This is a genomic window from Rhizobium sp. RCC_161_2, from assembly GCF_041355235.1.
In the GTDB taxonomy this organism is placed as follows: domain Bacteria; phylum Pseudomonadota; class Alphaproteobacteria; order Rhizobiales; family Rhizobiaceae; genus Rhizobium.
In genome coordinates, this window is sequence record NZ_JBFUPL010000002.1 from 730,459 (window position 1) to 746,186 (window position 15,728).

14 protein-coding genes are annotated in these 15,728 nt (G+C 61.1%); 1 reads left to right on the forward strand and 13 read right to left on the reverse strand.

Features of this window, described 5'->3' with window-relative positions; genetic code table 11:
- Positions 1 to 81 precede the first annotated feature (81 nt).
- Complete coding sequence (gene yajC, locus AB6803_RS07630; protein WP_007690971.1) at positions 82 to 432, reverse strand: preprotein translocase subunit YajC; 351 nt, start codon at positions 430 to 432, stop codon at positions 82 to 84.
- Positions 433 to 638: 206 nt separating this feature from the next.
- Between yajC and AB6803_RS07635 the strand changes: the two genes are divergently transcribed.
- Complete coding sequence (locus tag AB6803_RS07635) at positions 639 to 1,511, forward strand: ATP-binding protein (RefSeq protein WP_371108289.1); 873 nt, start codon at positions 639 to 641, stop codon at positions 1,509 to 1,511.
- Positions 1,512 to 1,588: 77 nt separating this feature from the next.
- Here AB6803_RS07635 and AB6803_RS07640 read toward each other — a convergent pair whose 3' ends face one another.
- The 12 genes from AB6803_RS07640 to argS form a co-directional block, all read right to left on the reverse strand.
- Positions 1,589 to 3,319 carry a peptidoglycan DD-metalloendopeptidase family protein gene (locus AB6803_RS07640; protein WP_371108290.1) on the reverse strand — a complete coding sequence of 577 codons (1,731 nt, stop codon included), beginning with the start codon at positions 3,317 to 3,319 and terminating at the stop codon, positions 1,589 to 1,591.
- Positions 3,320 to 3,489: 170 nt separating this feature from the next.
- Complete coding sequence (locus AB6803_RS07645; RefSeq protein WP_371108291.1) at positions 3,490 to 4,143, reverse strand: protein-L-isoaspartate(D-aspartate) O-methyltransferase; 654 nt, start codon at positions 4,141 to 4,143, stop codon at positions 3,490 to 3,492.
- Positions 4,140 to 4,913 (reverse strand): 5'/3'-nucleotidase SurE, encoded by a 774-nt coding sequence (gene surE / locus AB6803_RS07650; protein WP_371108292.1) that lies wholly within the window; start codon positions 4,911 to 4,913, stop codon positions 4,140 to 4,142. The genes AB6803_RS07645 and surE overlap by 4 nt, the downstream gene beginning before the upstream one ends.
- A 15-nt stretch (positions 4,914 to 4,928) precedes the next feature.
- Entirely contained in the window at positions 4,929 to 6,212 is a 1,284-nt protein-coding gene (gene serS / locus AB6803_RS07655) for a serine--tRNA ligase (protein ID WP_371108293.1), read from the reverse strand.
- A 100-nt stretch (positions 6,213 to 6,312) separates the two neighbouring features.
- Complete coding sequence (gene tatC / locus AB6803_RS07660) at positions 6,313 to 7,140, reverse strand: twin-arginine translocase subunit TatC (RefSeq protein ID WP_371108294.1); 828 nt, start codon at positions 7,138 to 7,140, stop codon at positions 6,313 to 6,315.
- The gene (tatB, locus tag AB6803_RS07665; protein WP_371108295.1) at positions 7,137 to 7,823 is read right to left on the reverse strand and encodes a Sec-independent protein translocase protein TatB; all 687 of its coding nucleotides are present in this window, start codon (positions 7,821 to 7,823) and stop codon (positions 7,137 to 7,139) included. Before tatB ends, tatC begins: the two co-directional genes overlap by 4 nt.
- A gap of 55 nt (positions 7,824 to 7,878) precedes the next feature.
- Positions 7,879 to 8,088, reverse strand: coding sequence for a twin-arginine translocase TatA/TatE family subunit (locus AB6803_RS07670; RefSeq protein ID WP_371108296.1), 210 nt, complete (start codon positions 8,086 to 8,088; stop codon positions 7,879 to 7,881).
- A gap of 251 nt (positions 8,089 to 8,339) precedes the next feature.
- The gene (gene scpB / locus AB6803_RS07675; protein ID WP_371108297.1) at positions 8,340 to 9,038 is read right to left on the reverse strand and encodes an SMC-Scp complex subunit ScpB; all 699 of its coding nucleotides are present in this window, start codon (positions 9,036 to 9,038) and stop codon (positions 8,340 to 8,342) included.
- A 35-nt stretch (positions 9,039 to 9,073) separates the two neighbouring features.
- The gene (locus AB6803_RS07680) at positions 9,074 to 9,925 is read right to left on the reverse strand and encodes a ScpA family protein (RefSeq protein ID WP_371108298.1); all 852 of its coding nucleotides are present in this window, start codon (positions 9,923 to 9,925) and stop codon (positions 9,074 to 9,076) included.
- Positions 9,926 to 9,948: 23 nt separating this feature from the next.
- Positions 9,949 to 10,962: a beta-N-acetylhexosaminidase gene (gene nagZ, locus AB6803_RS07685; RefSeq protein WP_371108299.1), complete on the reverse strand. Its 1,014-nt coding sequence runs from the start codon at positions 10,960 to 10,962 to the stop codon at positions 9,949 to 9,951.
- 131 nt (positions 10,963 to 11,093) lie between these two features.
- Positions 11,094 to 13,883, reverse strand: a complete 2,790-nt coding sequence (locus AB6803_RS07690) for an SPOR domain-containing protein (RefSeq protein ID WP_371108300.1) — start codon at positions 13,881 to 13,883, stop codon at positions 11,094 to 11,096.
- Positions 13,884 to 13,945: 62 nt separating this feature from the next.
- Complete coding sequence (argS, locus tag AB6803_RS07695; protein ID WP_371108301.1) at positions 13,946 to 15,706, reverse strand: arginine--tRNA ligase; 1,761 nt, start codon at positions 15,704 to 15,706, stop codon at positions 13,946 to 13,948.
- Between the last annotated feature and the right edge of the window lie 22 nt (positions 15,707 to 15,728).

The following is a 15,728-nucleotide window of genomic DNA, read 5'->3' on the forward strand; positions in this document are numbered from 1 at the left end:
CGCTTCCAAAAGTCGATTCCGATTTTCGAAGCCATGCGCAAGAAAGGCGGGTCTTCTGGCCCGCCCTCTCAACTCAAGTCCTTATGCGGCGTCAGCCTTGACCGGTTCGCCCTTGACGCGCACTTCCGAAATGGCGCTGCGAACGACGCGGATCTTGACGCCCTCGGCGATTTCCACTTCCAGTTCCTTGTCGTCGACAACCTTGGTGACCTTGCCGACGATGCCGCCGCCCGTGACGACCTGATCGCCGCGGCGAATGTTCTTCAGGATTTCGTCACGCTTCTTCGCCTGCGCGCGCTGCGGACGGATGAGGAGGAAATACCAAACGACCATCAGCGGCACGAACAGGATGATCATTTCAAAGCCCGAACCGCCGAAGACGCTCGCGGCTGAATCTGTTGCGCTCTGCGCATATGCGTTGGTGACAAACATCGAAAACTCCCTTGAACTCCTTGCGGGAACGGGCCCCGCGTCAGGTGGCCGGAATATAGTTGCGATCATAGCGATTGCAACAAAAACAGCCGCTAACCGTACCGTTTTCCCGGCCTCTTAGCCTTTCAGCCCCAGAGGGAGCATGATACCCGACAGAACGAGGTGCATTTTACAACTTTCTTGACTAACGTTCTGGAGGAAAATCGGTGATCGAGAACCAAAACGCCCTGATCCTTGCGGAAGTCCGCCGTCTCGCCGACGCGCTCGAACGCCTTGCCGGCCCGCCGCCGGCTGTCAACGACTGGAGCGCCGCCGACTGTTTCGTCTGGTCCCCTACCCGGCTACATTTACAACCGGTTTCCCGGCCGAACCGCGTGGCGCTGACCCTCATTCGCGGCGTCGATCATGTCCGTGATATCCTCCACGAGAACACGCTGCGCTTCGCCGAGGGCTTCGCCGCCAACAATGTCCTGCTCTGGGGCGCGCGCGGCATGGGCAAATCCTCGCTCGTCAAGGCCGTGCATGAGGACGTGCGCCGCGCCACTGGCATTTCGCTGAAGCTGATCGAAGTGCACCGCGAGGATATTTCCTCGCTGCCCGTGCTGCTGGATATGCTGAAAACCGCACCGCATCGCATCATCCTCTTCTGCGACGACCTCTCCTTCGATCATGACGACACCGCCTACAAGTCTCTGAAGGCGGCTCTCGATGGCGGCGTCGAAGGGCGGCCGGACAATGTGCTGTTCTACGCGACATCCAATCGCCGACACCTGCTCCCGCGCAACATGATGGAGAACGAGCAGTCCACGGCTATCAATCCGTCGGAAGCCGTCGAGGAAAAGGTATCGCTCTCCGACCGCTTCGGCCTCTGGCTCGGCTTCCACAAATGCAGCCAGGAAGACTATCTGCAGATGATCGATGCCTACGCCGATCACTTCAAGCTCAGCCTCGACCGCGCCCAGATGCACCATGAAGCACTGGAATGGGCCACTACCCGTGGCGCACGTTCCGGGCGCGTGGCCTGGCAATATATCCAGGACCTGGCCGGCCGGCAGAGGATCGTGCTCGAGCGGGACTGATCGCGGTTCCCTGAGCCTCAAACGACAAAAAGCCCGGTGGTGACCGGGCTTTTTGCAGACTCCTTGAGACGCACTACCTATTCAAGGAAGGTCATTGGGTTGACCGGGGCCGAATTCTTGCGGACTTCGAAGTGAAGCTGGGGCTGCTTGACGTCGCCGCTCATGCCGGAGGTGGCAAGCGTCTGGCCACGCTGAACCTTCTGGCCGCGCGCGACGCTGAGAGCGTCAGCATGGCCGTAGACCGTGACCGTGCCGTCGTCGTGGCGCACGAGAACCGTGTTGCCAAGTTCCTTCAGACCGTTGCCGGCATAGATGACGACGCCGTTTTCGGCAGCCTTGATCGGTGTGCCCTCGGGAACCGAGATATCGATACCGTCGTTGCGGCTGCCGTTGACGTTGGAGCCGTAGCCGGCGATGACCGCACCACGAACCGGCCAGCGATATTTGCCGATACCTGTTGCTTCCGGCGCGTCGGCGGAGACGTCGGATTTGGTCGCGGCGTCGCTGACGGACTGCGTCGGCGCAGCACTTGCAACAGCCTGCGGCTTGGCCGCATCCGGTGCGGCGTCAGCAGCAGCCTTGGGCGCTGCTTTTGCTGCCGTTTCAGCAGCAGCAGCCTTTGCGTTCGCCTTCGCAGGCGCCTCGGCGACTTCCTTCTGTTCGGCGAGCGACTTCGCGGCAGATTTCTGCGGCTCGATGGAGGCAGTCTTGATCGAATCTGCGCCACCAGCAACACCATGCGGCAGCTTCAGGGCCTGTCCGACACGGACGCCCTCACCCGACTTCATGCGGTTTGCCTGCTTCAGTTCTTCGACACTGACGCCAGTGTTGCGGGCAATCTTGGCGAGCGAGTCACCCGGCTTGACGACATAGGTTCCGTCGCCCTTCGGCAACGGGCCCTTGCCATTGCCGGCTGCGAGCTTGCCGGGGTCGGCGAGCCCAGCCTGCGACTTGCCCCGCAACTGGCCATTGGCCGGCAGCACGACAGCGTCCTGCTCGGGAGCCTTGGCCGGACCCGGCATCTTGCCACCGCGCGAAAGATCGGTCGCTTCCGAAGCAACCTTTGCCGGGCTCGAAACCCCTGCGCCGTTCATGGTCGGGATAATGATCTGTTGGCCGGGCTGGGCGCCGGCACTGGTTCTCAAGCCGTTGGCACGCAGGATTTCCTTTGCCGGAACACCGTAACGACGCGACAGGAGATCGATGTTTTCGCCCTGTTGCAGGGTCACGCTCGGAGCGTTGACGGTCGTCCAGCCCAAAGAGGTTGTCGAAACGGAAGCCGTCTTCAGCGTACCGGCCGACATCGAATCCGGAGCCAGACCCGGCTCAGTGCGGGACGCCGCCGTCCTGCCATGCGACGATGGGAAGGGCTGCGCGGCCATCTGATTTTCGGAGCTGGGGACGCCACGCGAGCGACCGGGCGCGGCCGAAGCTGTTGGGGCAGCCAGATCGGACCGCTGGATCGCAACCGGAGCGGTCGATGCGCGGGCGCTGGAATAAGAAGGATTGTAGCCGGCCGGTGAGTTCGGATAGGTCCGCGCCGCAGGTGCGTTCTGCCGCGAATAATCCTGCTGCTGATTATAGCCGCCGCCCTGGGCAACATCGGCCCTCGGCACGGCGCTATCATCGAGGTTGCTCATCCCGCCACGATTGATGGAACCTGTCGTCGTCCGATCCGGCGAGCCTGCAAAAAGGCCGCCGAAGCGCGTCGTGTCTGAACTGCAAGCTGTCGCGGTGCTCGCCAGGAGAATGGCCACCAGGACTTTCCCTGCCGATTTACCGAAGTTTGAAGAAAGACTGAAACTCATGACTCGACCCACTTGAGACGCAACTGTTTATGGGTCGATTAAAGCGCGTTAATCTTACCATGCGGTTAAAGCACTGGCACCACATGTGTTTTTTTGAGGAATTGCTAACCATAGAAAATGAATTCGCCGCGCATGCGGAATGCGCGGCGGCTATCGATCCAAATTTGGTCTTAAAGATAAGAGGCGAGCATTGGCACGATCGGCTGATACGGAACCTCGAAGAGTTCCTCGCGCTCGAAGCGGCTGCCGGTCTTGGTGAGGCGCACCATGCGGCATTCCGTCTCCGAAAGCATCAGCGGCGCGATCATCGATCCGCCCGATACCAGTTGTTCGGCATAGAAGCGCGGCATGGCAGTGAAAGCCGACGTCACCAGGATCCGATCGAAGGTGCCCTCGCCCGGCAGGCCGACGCTGCCGTCCGCCTGGCGGATGATGACGTTGCGCAGGCCAAGCGCATCCATGCGCTGCTGCGCACCCGTCGTCAGGGTCTTGTAGCGATCGACCGTCAGCACCCGCTCGACGATACGCGCCATGACGGCGGCTGTGAAGCCGCTGCCGGTCCCGATTTCGAGAACGCGGTGGCCCGGCTTGATCTTCAAACTGTGCAGAATGCGGACCACGAGATCGATGCCCTCCATGAAGGCACCGCATTCGATCGGGATCGTCCGGCTGGAATAGGCGTCATCGGTAAATTGCAGCGGCACGAACGGCAGGCGCGGCGTCTGCTCGACGGCCGTCATCAGATCGATGTCCAATATGCCTTCGGCCCGCAGTCGCAGCACAACGGCTGCGAAGCCTTCCTTCTCGACCAAACGAGGTGTCAATCCGCTACTCCATGCCCGAGCGCCCGCGCCACGCGGTCTTGCACCGAATAATCCGTCAAATCGAGTTTCAAAGGAGTTACCGAAATACGATTTTGTTTCAGTGCGTGGATATCCGTGCCGGGGCGAAAGATGCCGCTGCGCTCGCCGAAGCGCAGCCAGTAGTAGGGAAAACCGCGTCCGTCGGCGCGCTCGTCGACCTGCAGATTGAAGGCGAGATTGCCCTGTGCCGTCACTTCGGTGCCGGAGACTTCGTCCGGCCGGCAGTTCGGGAAATTCAGATTGAGGAAGGTGCCATCCGGCAGGTCGATGTCGATAAGCTTGCCGAGGAGCGCCGGCGCATGCGCTTCGACCACCTCCCAGGGAACGACGCGGGTGCCATTCTCATACACATAGGCCTGACTCAGCGCAAAGGAACGCACGCCCTGCAGCGTGCCCTCGATCGCGCCGGCGATAGTTCCGGAATAGGTGACATCATCGGCGACGTTGGAGCCGGAATTAACGCCCGACAGGACCAGATCAGGCTTGATGTCCATGACCTGGCGGATGCCCATGATGACGCAATCCGTCGGGGTGCCGCGCAGCGCATAATGCTTGTCGGAGACCTTGCGCAGGCGCAGCGGCTCGGAAAGGCTCAGCGAATGGGCAAGCCCGCTCTGATCCGTCTCCGGCGCAACGATCCACACATCGTCCGACATGGTGCGGGCGATACGCTCCAACGCTGCCAGCCCTTCGGCGTGAATGCCGTCGTCATTGGTCAGAAGTATCCGCATCGCCCCACCAGTAAATTATGCTGCTTTTTCGATCCTCGTCAGACCACCCATATATGGCAGCAGTGCGTCCGGCACAGTCACCGAACCATCATCATTGAGATAATTCTCAAGAACGGCGATCAGGCAGCGGCCGACCGCGGTGCCGGAGCCGTTGAGCGTGTGCACGAATTTCGTGCCCTTGTCGTCCTTGCCGCGATAGCGCGCATTCATGCGCCGGGCCTGGAAATCGCCGCAGACCGAGCAGGAGGAGATTTCGCGATAAGTATCCTGCCCCGGCAGCCAGACTTCAAGATCATAGGTCTTACGGGCACCGAAGCCCATATCGCCGGTCGACAGCGTCATGACACGATAGTGCAGGCCGAGACGCTTCAATACTTCCTCGGCGCAGGCGGTCATGCGCTCATGCTCGGCAATCGAGCTTTCGGCATCGGTGATCGACACGAGCTCGCATTTCCAGAACTGGTGCTGACGCAGCATGCCGCGCGTATCGCGCCCGGCGGAACCCGCTTCCGAGCGGAAGGACGGCGTCAGCGCCGTGAAACGCAGCGGCAGCTTCTCCTGGTCGAGGATATCGCCGGAAACAAGGTTGGTGAGCGTCACTTCGGCGGTCGGGATCAGCCAGTGGCCACCCGTGGTCCTGAACGAATCCTCGGCAAATTTCGGCAACTGGCCGGTGCCGAACATCGCCTCGTCGCGCACCATCAGCGGCGAGCTGACTTCGGTATAGCCGTGCTCGCTGGTATGCAGGTCGAGCATGAACTGTCCGAGCGCCCGTTCCAGGCGCGCGAGCTGCGAGGTCAACACGGTAAAGCGCGAACCGGAGAGCTTGGCTGCCCGTTCGAAATCCATGTAGCCGAGCGCTTCGCCGATTTCGTAATGCTCTTTCGGCTTGTGGTTCCAGGTCGGCTTGGCACCCCAGGAATGCTTGACGACATTGTCGTGCTCATCCTTGCCGACCGGCACGTCATCAAGCGGAATATTGGGAATGCGCGACAGGGCGTCGTTGAGCTCGGCCGTCAGCACGCGCTCTTCCTCTTCCGCAGCCGGAAGCGACGTCTTGATGTCGGCGACTTCGCCCTTCAGCTTCTCGGCAAGCTCGGTGTTCTTCTGCGCCATGGCCGCGCCGATCTCTTTCGAAGCGGTATTACGGCGGGACTGCATATCCTGAACGGACTGGATGATGGAGCGGCGCTTCTCGTCGAGCGCGATGAGGCCTTGCGACAAAGGCTCGGCACCGCGCTTGGCAAGCGCTGCATCCAAAACCTCGGCATTCTCACGAATCCATTTAATATCAAGCATCGTCGTTCCAGGTCGTTAGACATGACTACAGCTCCGACCGAGATTTCGGTCGGAGATCGAATTGGCAAACCCTTATGGAAGGACGTTTCCGATCCGCCGCTCAGACACTATCCGTCTTGGCGACATCGGAATTCTCGTCATTCTCCTCAGCCGTCTGCCGGGCACGCTGGCGTTCCACGAGTCGCGCCGCGTAGATGGAAATCTCGTAGAGAATGATCGTCGGCACTGCAAGGCCGATCTGGGACATCGGATCCGGAGGCGTCAGCACGGCGGCAACGATGAAGGCGAAGACGATCGCGAATTTGCGTTTTTCCGCCAGCCAGGTCGATGTCAGCAGACCCACGCGCGCAAGCAGCGTGGTGATGACGGGCAACTGGAAAACGAGACCGAAGGAGAAGACCAGCGTCATGATCAGGCTCAGATATTCAGAGACCTTCGGCAACAGCGCAATGCCCACCTGACCGTCTGCCGGCACCTGCTGCATCTTCAGGAAGAACCACATGACCATGGGAGCGAAGAAGAAGTAAACCAGCGCCGCGCCCAACAGAAACAGAATGGGCGACGCAATTAGGAACGGCAGGAAGGCGCCGCGCTCATTCTTGTAGAGACCGGGCGCCACGAACTTGTAGATCTGCGCGGCGATGACCGGGAAAGCGATGACCAGCGCGCCGAACATGGCGACCTTCACCTGCGTGAAGAAGAATTCCTGTGGCGCGGTGTAGATCAGCTCGGCCTTGGAGACGTCGAGATGGGCCCAGACAACGGCCCATTTATAGGGGTAGACCAGATAGTTGAAGAGATGCTTGGCAACGGCGAAGCAAGCAATAAAGGCGATGAAGAACGTCACCAGTGACCAGATCAGCCGCGTGCGCAGTTCCATGAGGTGTTCGATAAGCGGCTGCGGCTTATCGTCAATATCACCCGTCATGCCTTGTCCTTCGTTTTAGGCGTTGTCTTGGCAGCCGTTGCGGCCTTGGCGACCGTTACACGCTTTTTTGGGGCCGCGGCGACGGGAGCCTCGGTGGTAACCGCAGCGACCTTGCGCGGCGCACGCTTCGGCTTTTCCGCGACGACTGGCGTTGCGACCACCGCAGCAGCGATCTCATCCGTCTTGGCGGCCACCTTTGCTCGCGGCTTGCGCACGACCTTCGGCTTTACGGGTGCTTCCTGAGTGGCGACAGCCGGTGCAGGCGCGACCACCGAAGAAGCTCCGCTTATCGCGGGAGCAACTGGCAGCGTTTCCGGCAGTCCCATTGCTGGCTCGGAAACCGATTCAGCGGGGGTCGAGGTTGCGGCAGGCTTGTCCGACGTCGTCGAACGCTGCAGATCCGCCTTGATATCGTTGCCCATCTGCCGCAACGGGTTCATTGCTTCGCGCAACGAGTTGACCGGATTGAGCTTCTGGGCATCGGAAATCGTCTGGCGCACATCGTCCAACTCCGCCTCGCGCATCGCTTCATCGAATTGCGAACGGAACTCACCTGCCATTTTCCGGGCACGCGCCGTCATCTTGCCGATCGTCCGTAGCGTCGCCGGCAGTTCCTTCGGGCCAATGACCACAAGCGCCACCACAGCGATAATCAGCAGCTCGGACCAGCCTATATCGAACATAAAAAGGCTCCTGGGCCGACAGCGAGCATTTCAGCCCCCGACGTACCCGACATGATTACTTCGATTCGTCGGCCTTGTGTTCGACGGTGCGGGACGAGGTCGTCTGCGCCGGCGGCGTGGTCTCTTCGTCGTCGTTCATGCCTTTTTTGAAGCTCTTGATGCCCTTGGCGACGTCACCCATCAGCTCCGGGATCTTTCCACGGCCGAACAACAACAGCGCGATGGCCAGGACGATCAGCCAGTGCCATATGCTTAGAGAACCCATTGCGATAACTCCGATTTCAGTGTCTTCCCGATGTAAGACGTTTGTGAATGTTTTTCAAACACCAAAATGTACTGCATCGACGCTTATGGGGATAGCGAGCGACAATGCAATACCTAAACGTCTCCCAGCCGGAGAATGACCTCCATATTCGCATCCGCTAGTGGCGAAACCGAGGCCTGGGCAATTGTTTGGAAAAAAGCTTTACAGGCCACCAAGCAGCTCAAAACATGTCGAGAGTGCCGATTGTGGGCTCAATCGTCCGAAGCGCCGCCCGGCGCCAGGAGGCCGAGCTCCTCCAGATCCATCTGCGTGATCGGATCCTCGTCCTCGGTCAATTCATCGCTCATCAGCGGTGACGGCACGTTGAAATTGGCGGGGATACGGCCGGAAAGCAGTCCCGCCCCTTTCAATTCTTCAAGACCGGGCAGATCCCGCAACTCTTCCAGACCAAAATGATCGAGGAAATCCCTTGTCGTGCCCAGCGTCACCGGTCGGCCAGGCGTGCGCCGGCGGCCGCGAAAACGAACCCAGCCGGCCTCCATCAGCACATCGAGCGTCCCCTTGGAGGTCTGCACGCCCCTGATGTCCTCGATCTCGGCGCGGGTCACCGGCTGGTGATAGGCGATGATCGCCAGGACTTCGAGGGCGGCGCGCGACAGCTTCCGGGCCTCATTGTCATCACGGCGGATAACGAAGGAAAGATCGGCGGCCGTGCGAAAGGCCCAGGCGCCGTCGACCTGGACGAGATTGACGCCCCGCATTGCGTAATCTGCCTTCAGCCGCTGCATGATGGAATTGATATCGACGCCCAGTGCCACGCGCTCGGCGATAAAGCTCTCGGATACCGGCTGGGCGGAGGCAAAGACCAGTGCTTCGGCGATGCGTTCCGCTTCGCGCAAAGCGCGCTCATCGATCGCCGGCGCCCCTGGCGTGGCCGCATCATCATTCACATGCTGATCCTTATAATGACCACTCACACCCGCACCTATTCCGCAGCCTCAAGCTCATCGACATCGTGCTTCGGCCCGCGCCGCATGTAGAGCGGCTGGAATGCGCCCTCCTGACGAATTTCCAGCTTGCCCTCGCGCGCGAGCTCCAGCGAGGCAGCAAAGGCGCTGGCGATGGCGGTGACGCGCTCGCTGGGACTGGTCATATAGCGCAGCAGATAGTGTTCCAGGGCTGTCCAGTCGGTAATCTCGCCGATCATCCGGTTGAGGATCGTACGGGCATCACCCAACGACCAGACCAGGCGTCGCTCGATGGTCACTTGCGTAACTGCCTGACGTTGGCGCAGGCCGGCATAGGCGGTCAGAAGATCGTAGAGGCTGGCATCATAAGCGGACCGTCGCCGATCCGGAATATGCTCCGGCGCACCGCGTACGAAGATATCGCGACCGAGACGGTTGCGGTTGACGAGACCCGTCGCCGCATCGCGCATGGCTTCGAGGCGCTTCAGGCGGAAGGCGAGCGTCGCCGCCATTTCCTCGCCGCTCGGGCCGTCTTCCTTGCTCTGCTGCGGAATGAGCAGCTTCGACTTCAGATAGGCAAGCCAGGCAGCCATGACGAGATAATCGGCCGCAAGCTCGATCCGGATTCGCCGGGCGGTATCGATGAACAACAAATATTGCTCAACCAGCGCCAGCACGGAGATGCGTGACAGATCGACCTTCTGGGTGCGGGCAAGATGCAGCAACAGGTCGAGCGGGCCTTCGAAACCGGCGATATCGACAAGCATAGTGGGCTCGTGCATGCCACGCTCGGTACCATTGTCCTGCCACAGCTTGTCCATCGGCGCTGCCGCCTGTTGGCTCTTTTCCGTGCCGCTCACCTTGTTCACCCGTCAGATCCTCGGAGTTCGGTCTACGCCACCGCAAACATTGCATCAAATTCGGCGCGAATCGAAACTTCATCCGCGCCATCATTATAGCCGAAAGCCGCTTCCACCGCTTTCGCCCGCTCCAGTGCGGCACCGCTCAGGACCGGCACGTTACGCACCACCTGCTGCATCTCGTCCATGACGCCGTTGCAATGCAGCACGATATCGCATCCGCCGGCAACAATATTCGCGGCCCGCTCGCCGATCGTGCCAGCCAGCGCATTCATCGAGCTATCATCCGAGAGAAGCAAGCCCTTGAAGCCGATATGGCCGCGGACGATCTCCTCGATGACCTTGCGCGAGGTCGTCGCCGGATTGGCGGGATCGATGTGGGTAAAGACGACATGGCAGGTCATCGCCATCAGCTCGTCCTTGAGTGCGACGAAGGGGGGAAAATCATGGGCTTCCAGTTCGGCGCGGGATACGGTCACGACCGGCAATTCGTGATGGGAATCGGCAAAGCCGCGGCCATGGCCGGGCATATGCTTCATCACCGGCAGGACGCCGCCGGCCTTGAGCCCCTCGGCGGCGGCACGGCCCATCTCGGTCACTGTGACAGGATCACCGCCATAGGCGCGGTTGCCGATAACATTGCTCGACCCTTCGACCGGCACGTCGAGCACCGGCAGGCAATCGGCATTGATGCCGAACTTCAGAAGATCGAAGGCATGGAGCCTCGACATCAGCCAGGCCGCGCGCAGGCCCTGCTCGCGGTTTTGACGATAGATATCGCCCAGCGCCTGGCCAGAGGGATAATGCGGCAGGATCGGCGGACGGATGCGCTGCACCCTGCCGCCTTCCTGGTCGATGAAAACCGGCGCATCGCGACCGACGCTATCGCGCAGGGACGCGACGAGATCGGCAATCTGCGCCGGTTCGGAAATGTTGCGTCCGAAAAGGATGAACCCCCATGGCTGTTCCGCCTGATAGAAGGAGTGCTCTTCGGGTGTGATGGAATGGCCGCTACAGCCGAGGATCATGGATTTTGATTCGGTCATGTCCGAATCATAGCGGCCGCTTCGCGAAATGCGAAGCACGTCAAGACGAGATACATAAAAAGAAGCCGGTTCAAAGGAAAACGGCGGGCTTTCGCCCGCCGTTTTCAGCTGATGTCAGGTGCTTTGATCTCTTATTTCGAGATCAGGCAGGTGCCGCCTGCGGCGCGTAGGCGTACGCAGAGGTCGGCAGCATCGTCCTTGGAACCGGCGACGACGCGGACGCGATAGTACGTCCCCTTGCCGGCAATATCGGCCTTGCGGATTTCGAGCGGATGGCCGCCGATAACGCTGGCGAACTTGGTCTTCAGGTTTGCCTGCGACCGCTGTGCTTCGGCCTCGGAAGGCAGCGAAGCGATCTGCACGCCGTAGGCGCCCCCAGCGCTTGCCGACGCGACCGGAGCTGCCTGCGTTGCGGCCGGGCTTGCCGAAGCAACCTGCTGCGGCTTTGGCTGGGCCTGTGCCGGATGGGCGGCAACGCTCTCGGTTGCCGCAGCCGTCGGCTTGGCGGGCTGCTGTGCCGGCCGCGTGGTCGGAACCGGGGCCGTCTTGACGACACGGATCGGGGTGCTTTCGGCACTGGCAGCATCGTTATCGGCGGGTGCCGGCTGCGATGCCTGCGTATCCGTGGTCGCCGGGCGAAGATCGGCGGAAGCGACCTGGCTGTCGGTTGCCGGCTTGGCCGGGGTGGTCTTTGGCGCCAAAGCCGGAGCCGCTGCCGTCGTGGTCTTGTCGACAGCCGGCTCTTCGCGGGCAACCAGCGAGCCGTCCGGCTTGACGATCATCGTGCGTACCTTGCGCGGCGAGACCGACGGAACCTGTCCATCGTCATTGGCGGCCACATCGGCACTATCGCCATTCTGGCTCGGCAGCAGCCTCGGATCCTGGGTTTCGCCGACCGGCGTCGGCGTGACCTGGTCGGCACTGCCGTCATCGGGCGAAACCGATTCGGGGATCAACGTCTTCTGGACGACATCCACCGGCTGCTCGTTGGAGGACACCAGCTGCTTCTGCTTCGGTGCGGCGGTGCCGTCACCGGCGACGCGGTCATAGACGGCCTTGTCCTGATTTGGAACCACGGTGCCGCCCGGATTTTCCGGAGCAACCTTGACCGGATCAGCATCGGCCGTGATCACGCGCGGCTCACCAGAGAAGCTCGAAATCGGCGAGCCGTGACGAACCCATCCGTAGACCCCATAGGCACCAAGACCGAAAACCGCGATGAGAGCGGCGGCGGTCGCGATGCCACGGAACGAGCGCACCGGACGCCGAACGGCCTGCACCGCCGGATTCAGCGTCATGCGAGCGACATTCTCGACAGGATTGGATGCTTCGCGATAGCTGCGGCGGAAATCTTCTTCCAGAGCCCGCTCGAATTCGTCGAACTCTTCGACAGGCTGCCTAGCGGCTGCGGAAGCAGGCTGAGCAGCTGCATTCTTGGACCAGGAGGCAGCAGCCACAGCAGCACCGCCGAGAGCGGCGGCGGCTGCGGGCTTGATCGGCTCGGGAGCAGCTTCCTTGGCGGGCGTGCCGAACATGCTCGCCATTTCAGCATCGATATCGAAATCATATTCCGAGGGAACCGCGATCGGCGCTTCCGGCTCGACAGGCGGCAGGTTCGGAACATGCGAGCCCTCGAAGGTCTCGACACGATCTTCCGTATCGGAGATTTCCGATGGGTCGAAAGGCAAAGCCTGATCGATATCAAGCGTCGGCGCGGCCTTTGCAGCGATCGGCGCGGCCGCAACGACGGGCGCCTGAACCGGCTCCGGCCGTGAGGTCTCTGCGACGAACGGCACGGCAGCGGCAGCCACTGGAGCGGCCGGAGCCGGCACGACGGGTGTAGCCCTGGAGACAATCGGCACGGGCTGTGGTGCTACGGCCGGCGCGAGCGTCGGCGGCGTAACAGAAGCAGACATCTTCGCTTCGGCGAAATCAAGCTCGGCGAGCTCCATCTCGATATCAGCGAGATCGAATTCGAAGTCCTCACCAGTGAAGGGGTCTTCATCTCCCAACGCGATCGGCTTCGGCTCCTCACGCTGCAAGGCGGCGGTGGCCACCGGAGCGACGAAAGCGTCGACAGCCGGCTTTGCGGGCTGCGAGGTGAAAATATCAAAATCCGGCTCAACCTTCGCCGCCGGCTCACTGCCTCTGGCGGGGACGGGATAGCGGTCGACATCGGCCAGCAGATCGTCGATCTCCGCGGAAAGAGCCGCCGCGTCAAAGCTTGTTGGCGTGACCGGTTCCGGCGCCTTGGCGACCGGCTGAACCGCGACGGGCTCGACACTCCGAGCATCCCCCATCGTCGGCAATTCAAAATCGAGCGCCTCAATGATGGGCTGCTCTTGAGCGACCGGGGCAGCCACGGGAGCCGGGACGACCAGCGTTGCCTGTGTGGACGGAGGCGCCACGGTAAAATTCGCAATCGGCAAACGCACCGTGGCCGCAGCGTGCTGCGGCGTCGGCTTGACGACCGGCGGGGCAACAGGTTGCGGGACCGGCTGTGGAGCTGGGGCGGCCTGCAATGCCGGCGCGATCGACATTTCAAGTTCGTCGATCAGGTCGCGTGCACCGATGGTCGGCTTGATTGCCGGCGCGGGCTGCTGCAATTCGACAGGCTGAGGTTCGGTGATCGCCGGCTCGGCGGGACGCGACAGCTCGGCCTCACCCGCGAAGGGCTGATCTTCCGGCAAGACCGGAATGTCATTCGCAGGACTCAAACGAGGCGCATCATAGCGCTCGAATTCCCGGAGGAGTTCATCTTCGAGATCGAAGGCCGGCTCTTGCCGCTGAGCCGCAGGTGCCGCCTGGGCGGCAGGCCGCGGCTCGAAACCGACGATGCGGGCGAGTTCGGCAAGCGGATCATCATCCGCAAAGAACCCGTCGTTTCCGCTTGCGCGATACGCCAACTGTTTTTCTGCCATCACCCAATCCACTCGCAAACGCTACAGTTAAATGCCAGTGTAATGTGGGCAAACGGTGACGTTTATCGCATTTCATCCGGTGCGGCGGTCCCGGTTATACCAAGACCCGACTTCAAAACCGACGCGACAGCGTGCACCAGCCCAAGTCTGGCAATGCTCAATTCTCGGTTCTTATCGTTAACAAATCGTAATTCAGGTAAATCTTTACCTTTGTTCCAATGTCCGTGGAAGGAACTTGCCAGATCGTAAAGATAAAAGGCGATGCGATGAGGCTCCTGAGCCTGCGCCGCAGCTTCGATGATTCGCGGGAATTCCGCAATCTTCGCGATAAGCTGCAACTCGGCCGGATCGGAGATCACACCGCCGACTGCCTTCGCCAGATCGAGCGAGGCAATATCGAGATCCGGAAAGGCTTCCTGGGCCTGCCGGAAGACCGACATGCAGCGCGCATGCGCATATTGTACGTAGAAGACCGGATTGTCCTTGGACTGTTCGGTGACCTTGGCGAAGTCGAAATCCAGCGGCTCCGAGCTCTTGCGATAGAGCATCATGAACCGCACGGAATCGCGGCCGACCTCGTCGACCACTTCGCGCAGCGTGACGAAATCACCGGAACGCTTCGACATCTTCACCGGTTCGCCATTGCGGAACAGCTTGACCAGCTGGCACAGCAGCACGGTGAGCTTCGCCTTGCCTTCCGAGACGCCGCGCGCAACAGCTTCCAGCCGCTTGACGTAGCCGCCATGATCGGCGCCGAGAATATAGATCATCTCGTTGAAGCCACGGTCGTACTTGTTCTTGAAGTAGGCGACGTCGGCGGCGAAGTACGTGTAGGAGCCGTCCGACTTGATCAGCGGGCGGTCGATATCATCCCCCACTTCCGTCGAACGGAAGAGTGTCTGCTCGCGATCCTCCCAATCCTCCGGCAACTGTCCCTTCGGTGGCGGCAGCGCGCCCTTATAGACATAGCCTTTGAAGGTCAGGTCGTTGATCGCGGTGCGGATCAGGGCCGCGCCGTTGGCGTGCAGCGTCCGCTCCGAGAAGAAGACGTCGTGATGGACGTTCAGCGCCTCCAGATCGGCGCGGATCATCACCATCATCGCGTCGATGGCGCGTTCCCTGATAATCGGCAGCCACTGCTCTTCCGGCATGCCGCGAAGCTTGGTTCCGAATTCCTTGGCCAGCGACTCGCCGACCGGAACCAGATAGTCGCCGGGATAGAGGCCGGCCGGGATTTCGCCGACCTGTTCGCCGAGCGCTTCGCGGTAGCGAATGAAGACAGACCGCGCCAGCACGTCGATCTGCGAGCCGGCGTCGTTGATATAATATTCCTTGGTGACGTCGTAAGCGGCGAAACCGAGCAGGTTCGCCAGCGTGTCGCCGACAACGGCACCACGGCAATGGCCGACATGCATCGGCCCCGTCGGATTGGCGGAGACATATTCGACATTGACCTTCTGCCCGGCGCCGACCGTCGAGCGGCCGAAGTTCTCGCCTTCGGAGATCATCGTCGCCAGCAGGCGCTGCCAATAACCGACAGACAGGCGAATATTGATGAAGCCGGGACCAGCCGCCGAAACCTCGGCAACATCAGCGTCTTCCTTCAATTTCGCGATGATGATTTCAGCGAAAGCGCGCGGGTTCATACCGAGCGGCTTCGACAGCACCATGGCCGCATTCGTAGCGACATCGCCATGACTGGCGTCTCGCGGCGGCTCCACGCCGATACGTCCGAAGTCGAGTTCGGATCGCTTTTCCCGCACAATATCAATTTGCTCGAGAGCGTTCTTAATTCTTACTTCGAAGTCGGTGAAAAGGTTCATCATAGTGTCCACGCATAGCTTG

Bases quoted from the DNA above. Each gene is read 5' to 3' on its own strand.
- yajC (WP_007690971.1), bottom strand. From the start codon at position 432: ATGTTTGTCACCAACGCATATGCGCAGAGCGCAACAGATTCAGCCGCG.
- AB6803_RS07640 (WP_371108290.1), bottom strand. From the start codon at position 3,319: ATGAGTTTCAGTCTTTCTTCAAACTTCGGTAAATCGGCAGGGAAAGTC.
- surE (WP_371108292.1), bottom strand. From the start codon at position 4,913: ATGCGGATACTTCTGACCAATGACGACGGCATTCACGCCGAAGGGCTG.
- serS (WP_371108293.1), bottom strand. From the start codon at position 6,212: ATGCTTGATATTAAATGGATTCGTGAGAATGCCGAGGTTTTGGATGCA.
- tatC (WP_371108294.1), bottom strand. From the start codon at position 7,140: ATGACGGGTGATATTGACGATAAGCCGCAGCCGCTTATCGAACACCTC.
- tatB (WP_371108295.1), bottom strand. From the start codon at position 7,823: ATGTTCGATATAGGCTGGTCCGAGCTGCTGATTATCGCTGTGGTGGCG.
- AB6803_RS07670 (WP_371108296.1), bottom strand. From the start codon at position 8,088: ATGGGTTCTCTAAGCATATGGCACTGGCTGATCGTCCTGGCCATCGCG.
- nagZ (WP_371108299.1), bottom strand. From the start codon at position 10,962: ATGACCGAATCAAAATCCATGATCCTCGGCTGTAGCGGCCATTCCATC.
- AB6803_RS07690 (WP_371108300.1), bottom strand. From the start codon at position 13,883: ATGGCAGAAAAACAGTTGGCGTATCGCGCAAGCGGAAACGACGGGTTC.
- argS (WP_371108301.1), bottom strand. From the start codon at position 15,706: ATGAACCTTTTCACCGACTTCGAAGTAAGAATTAAGAACGCTCTCGAG.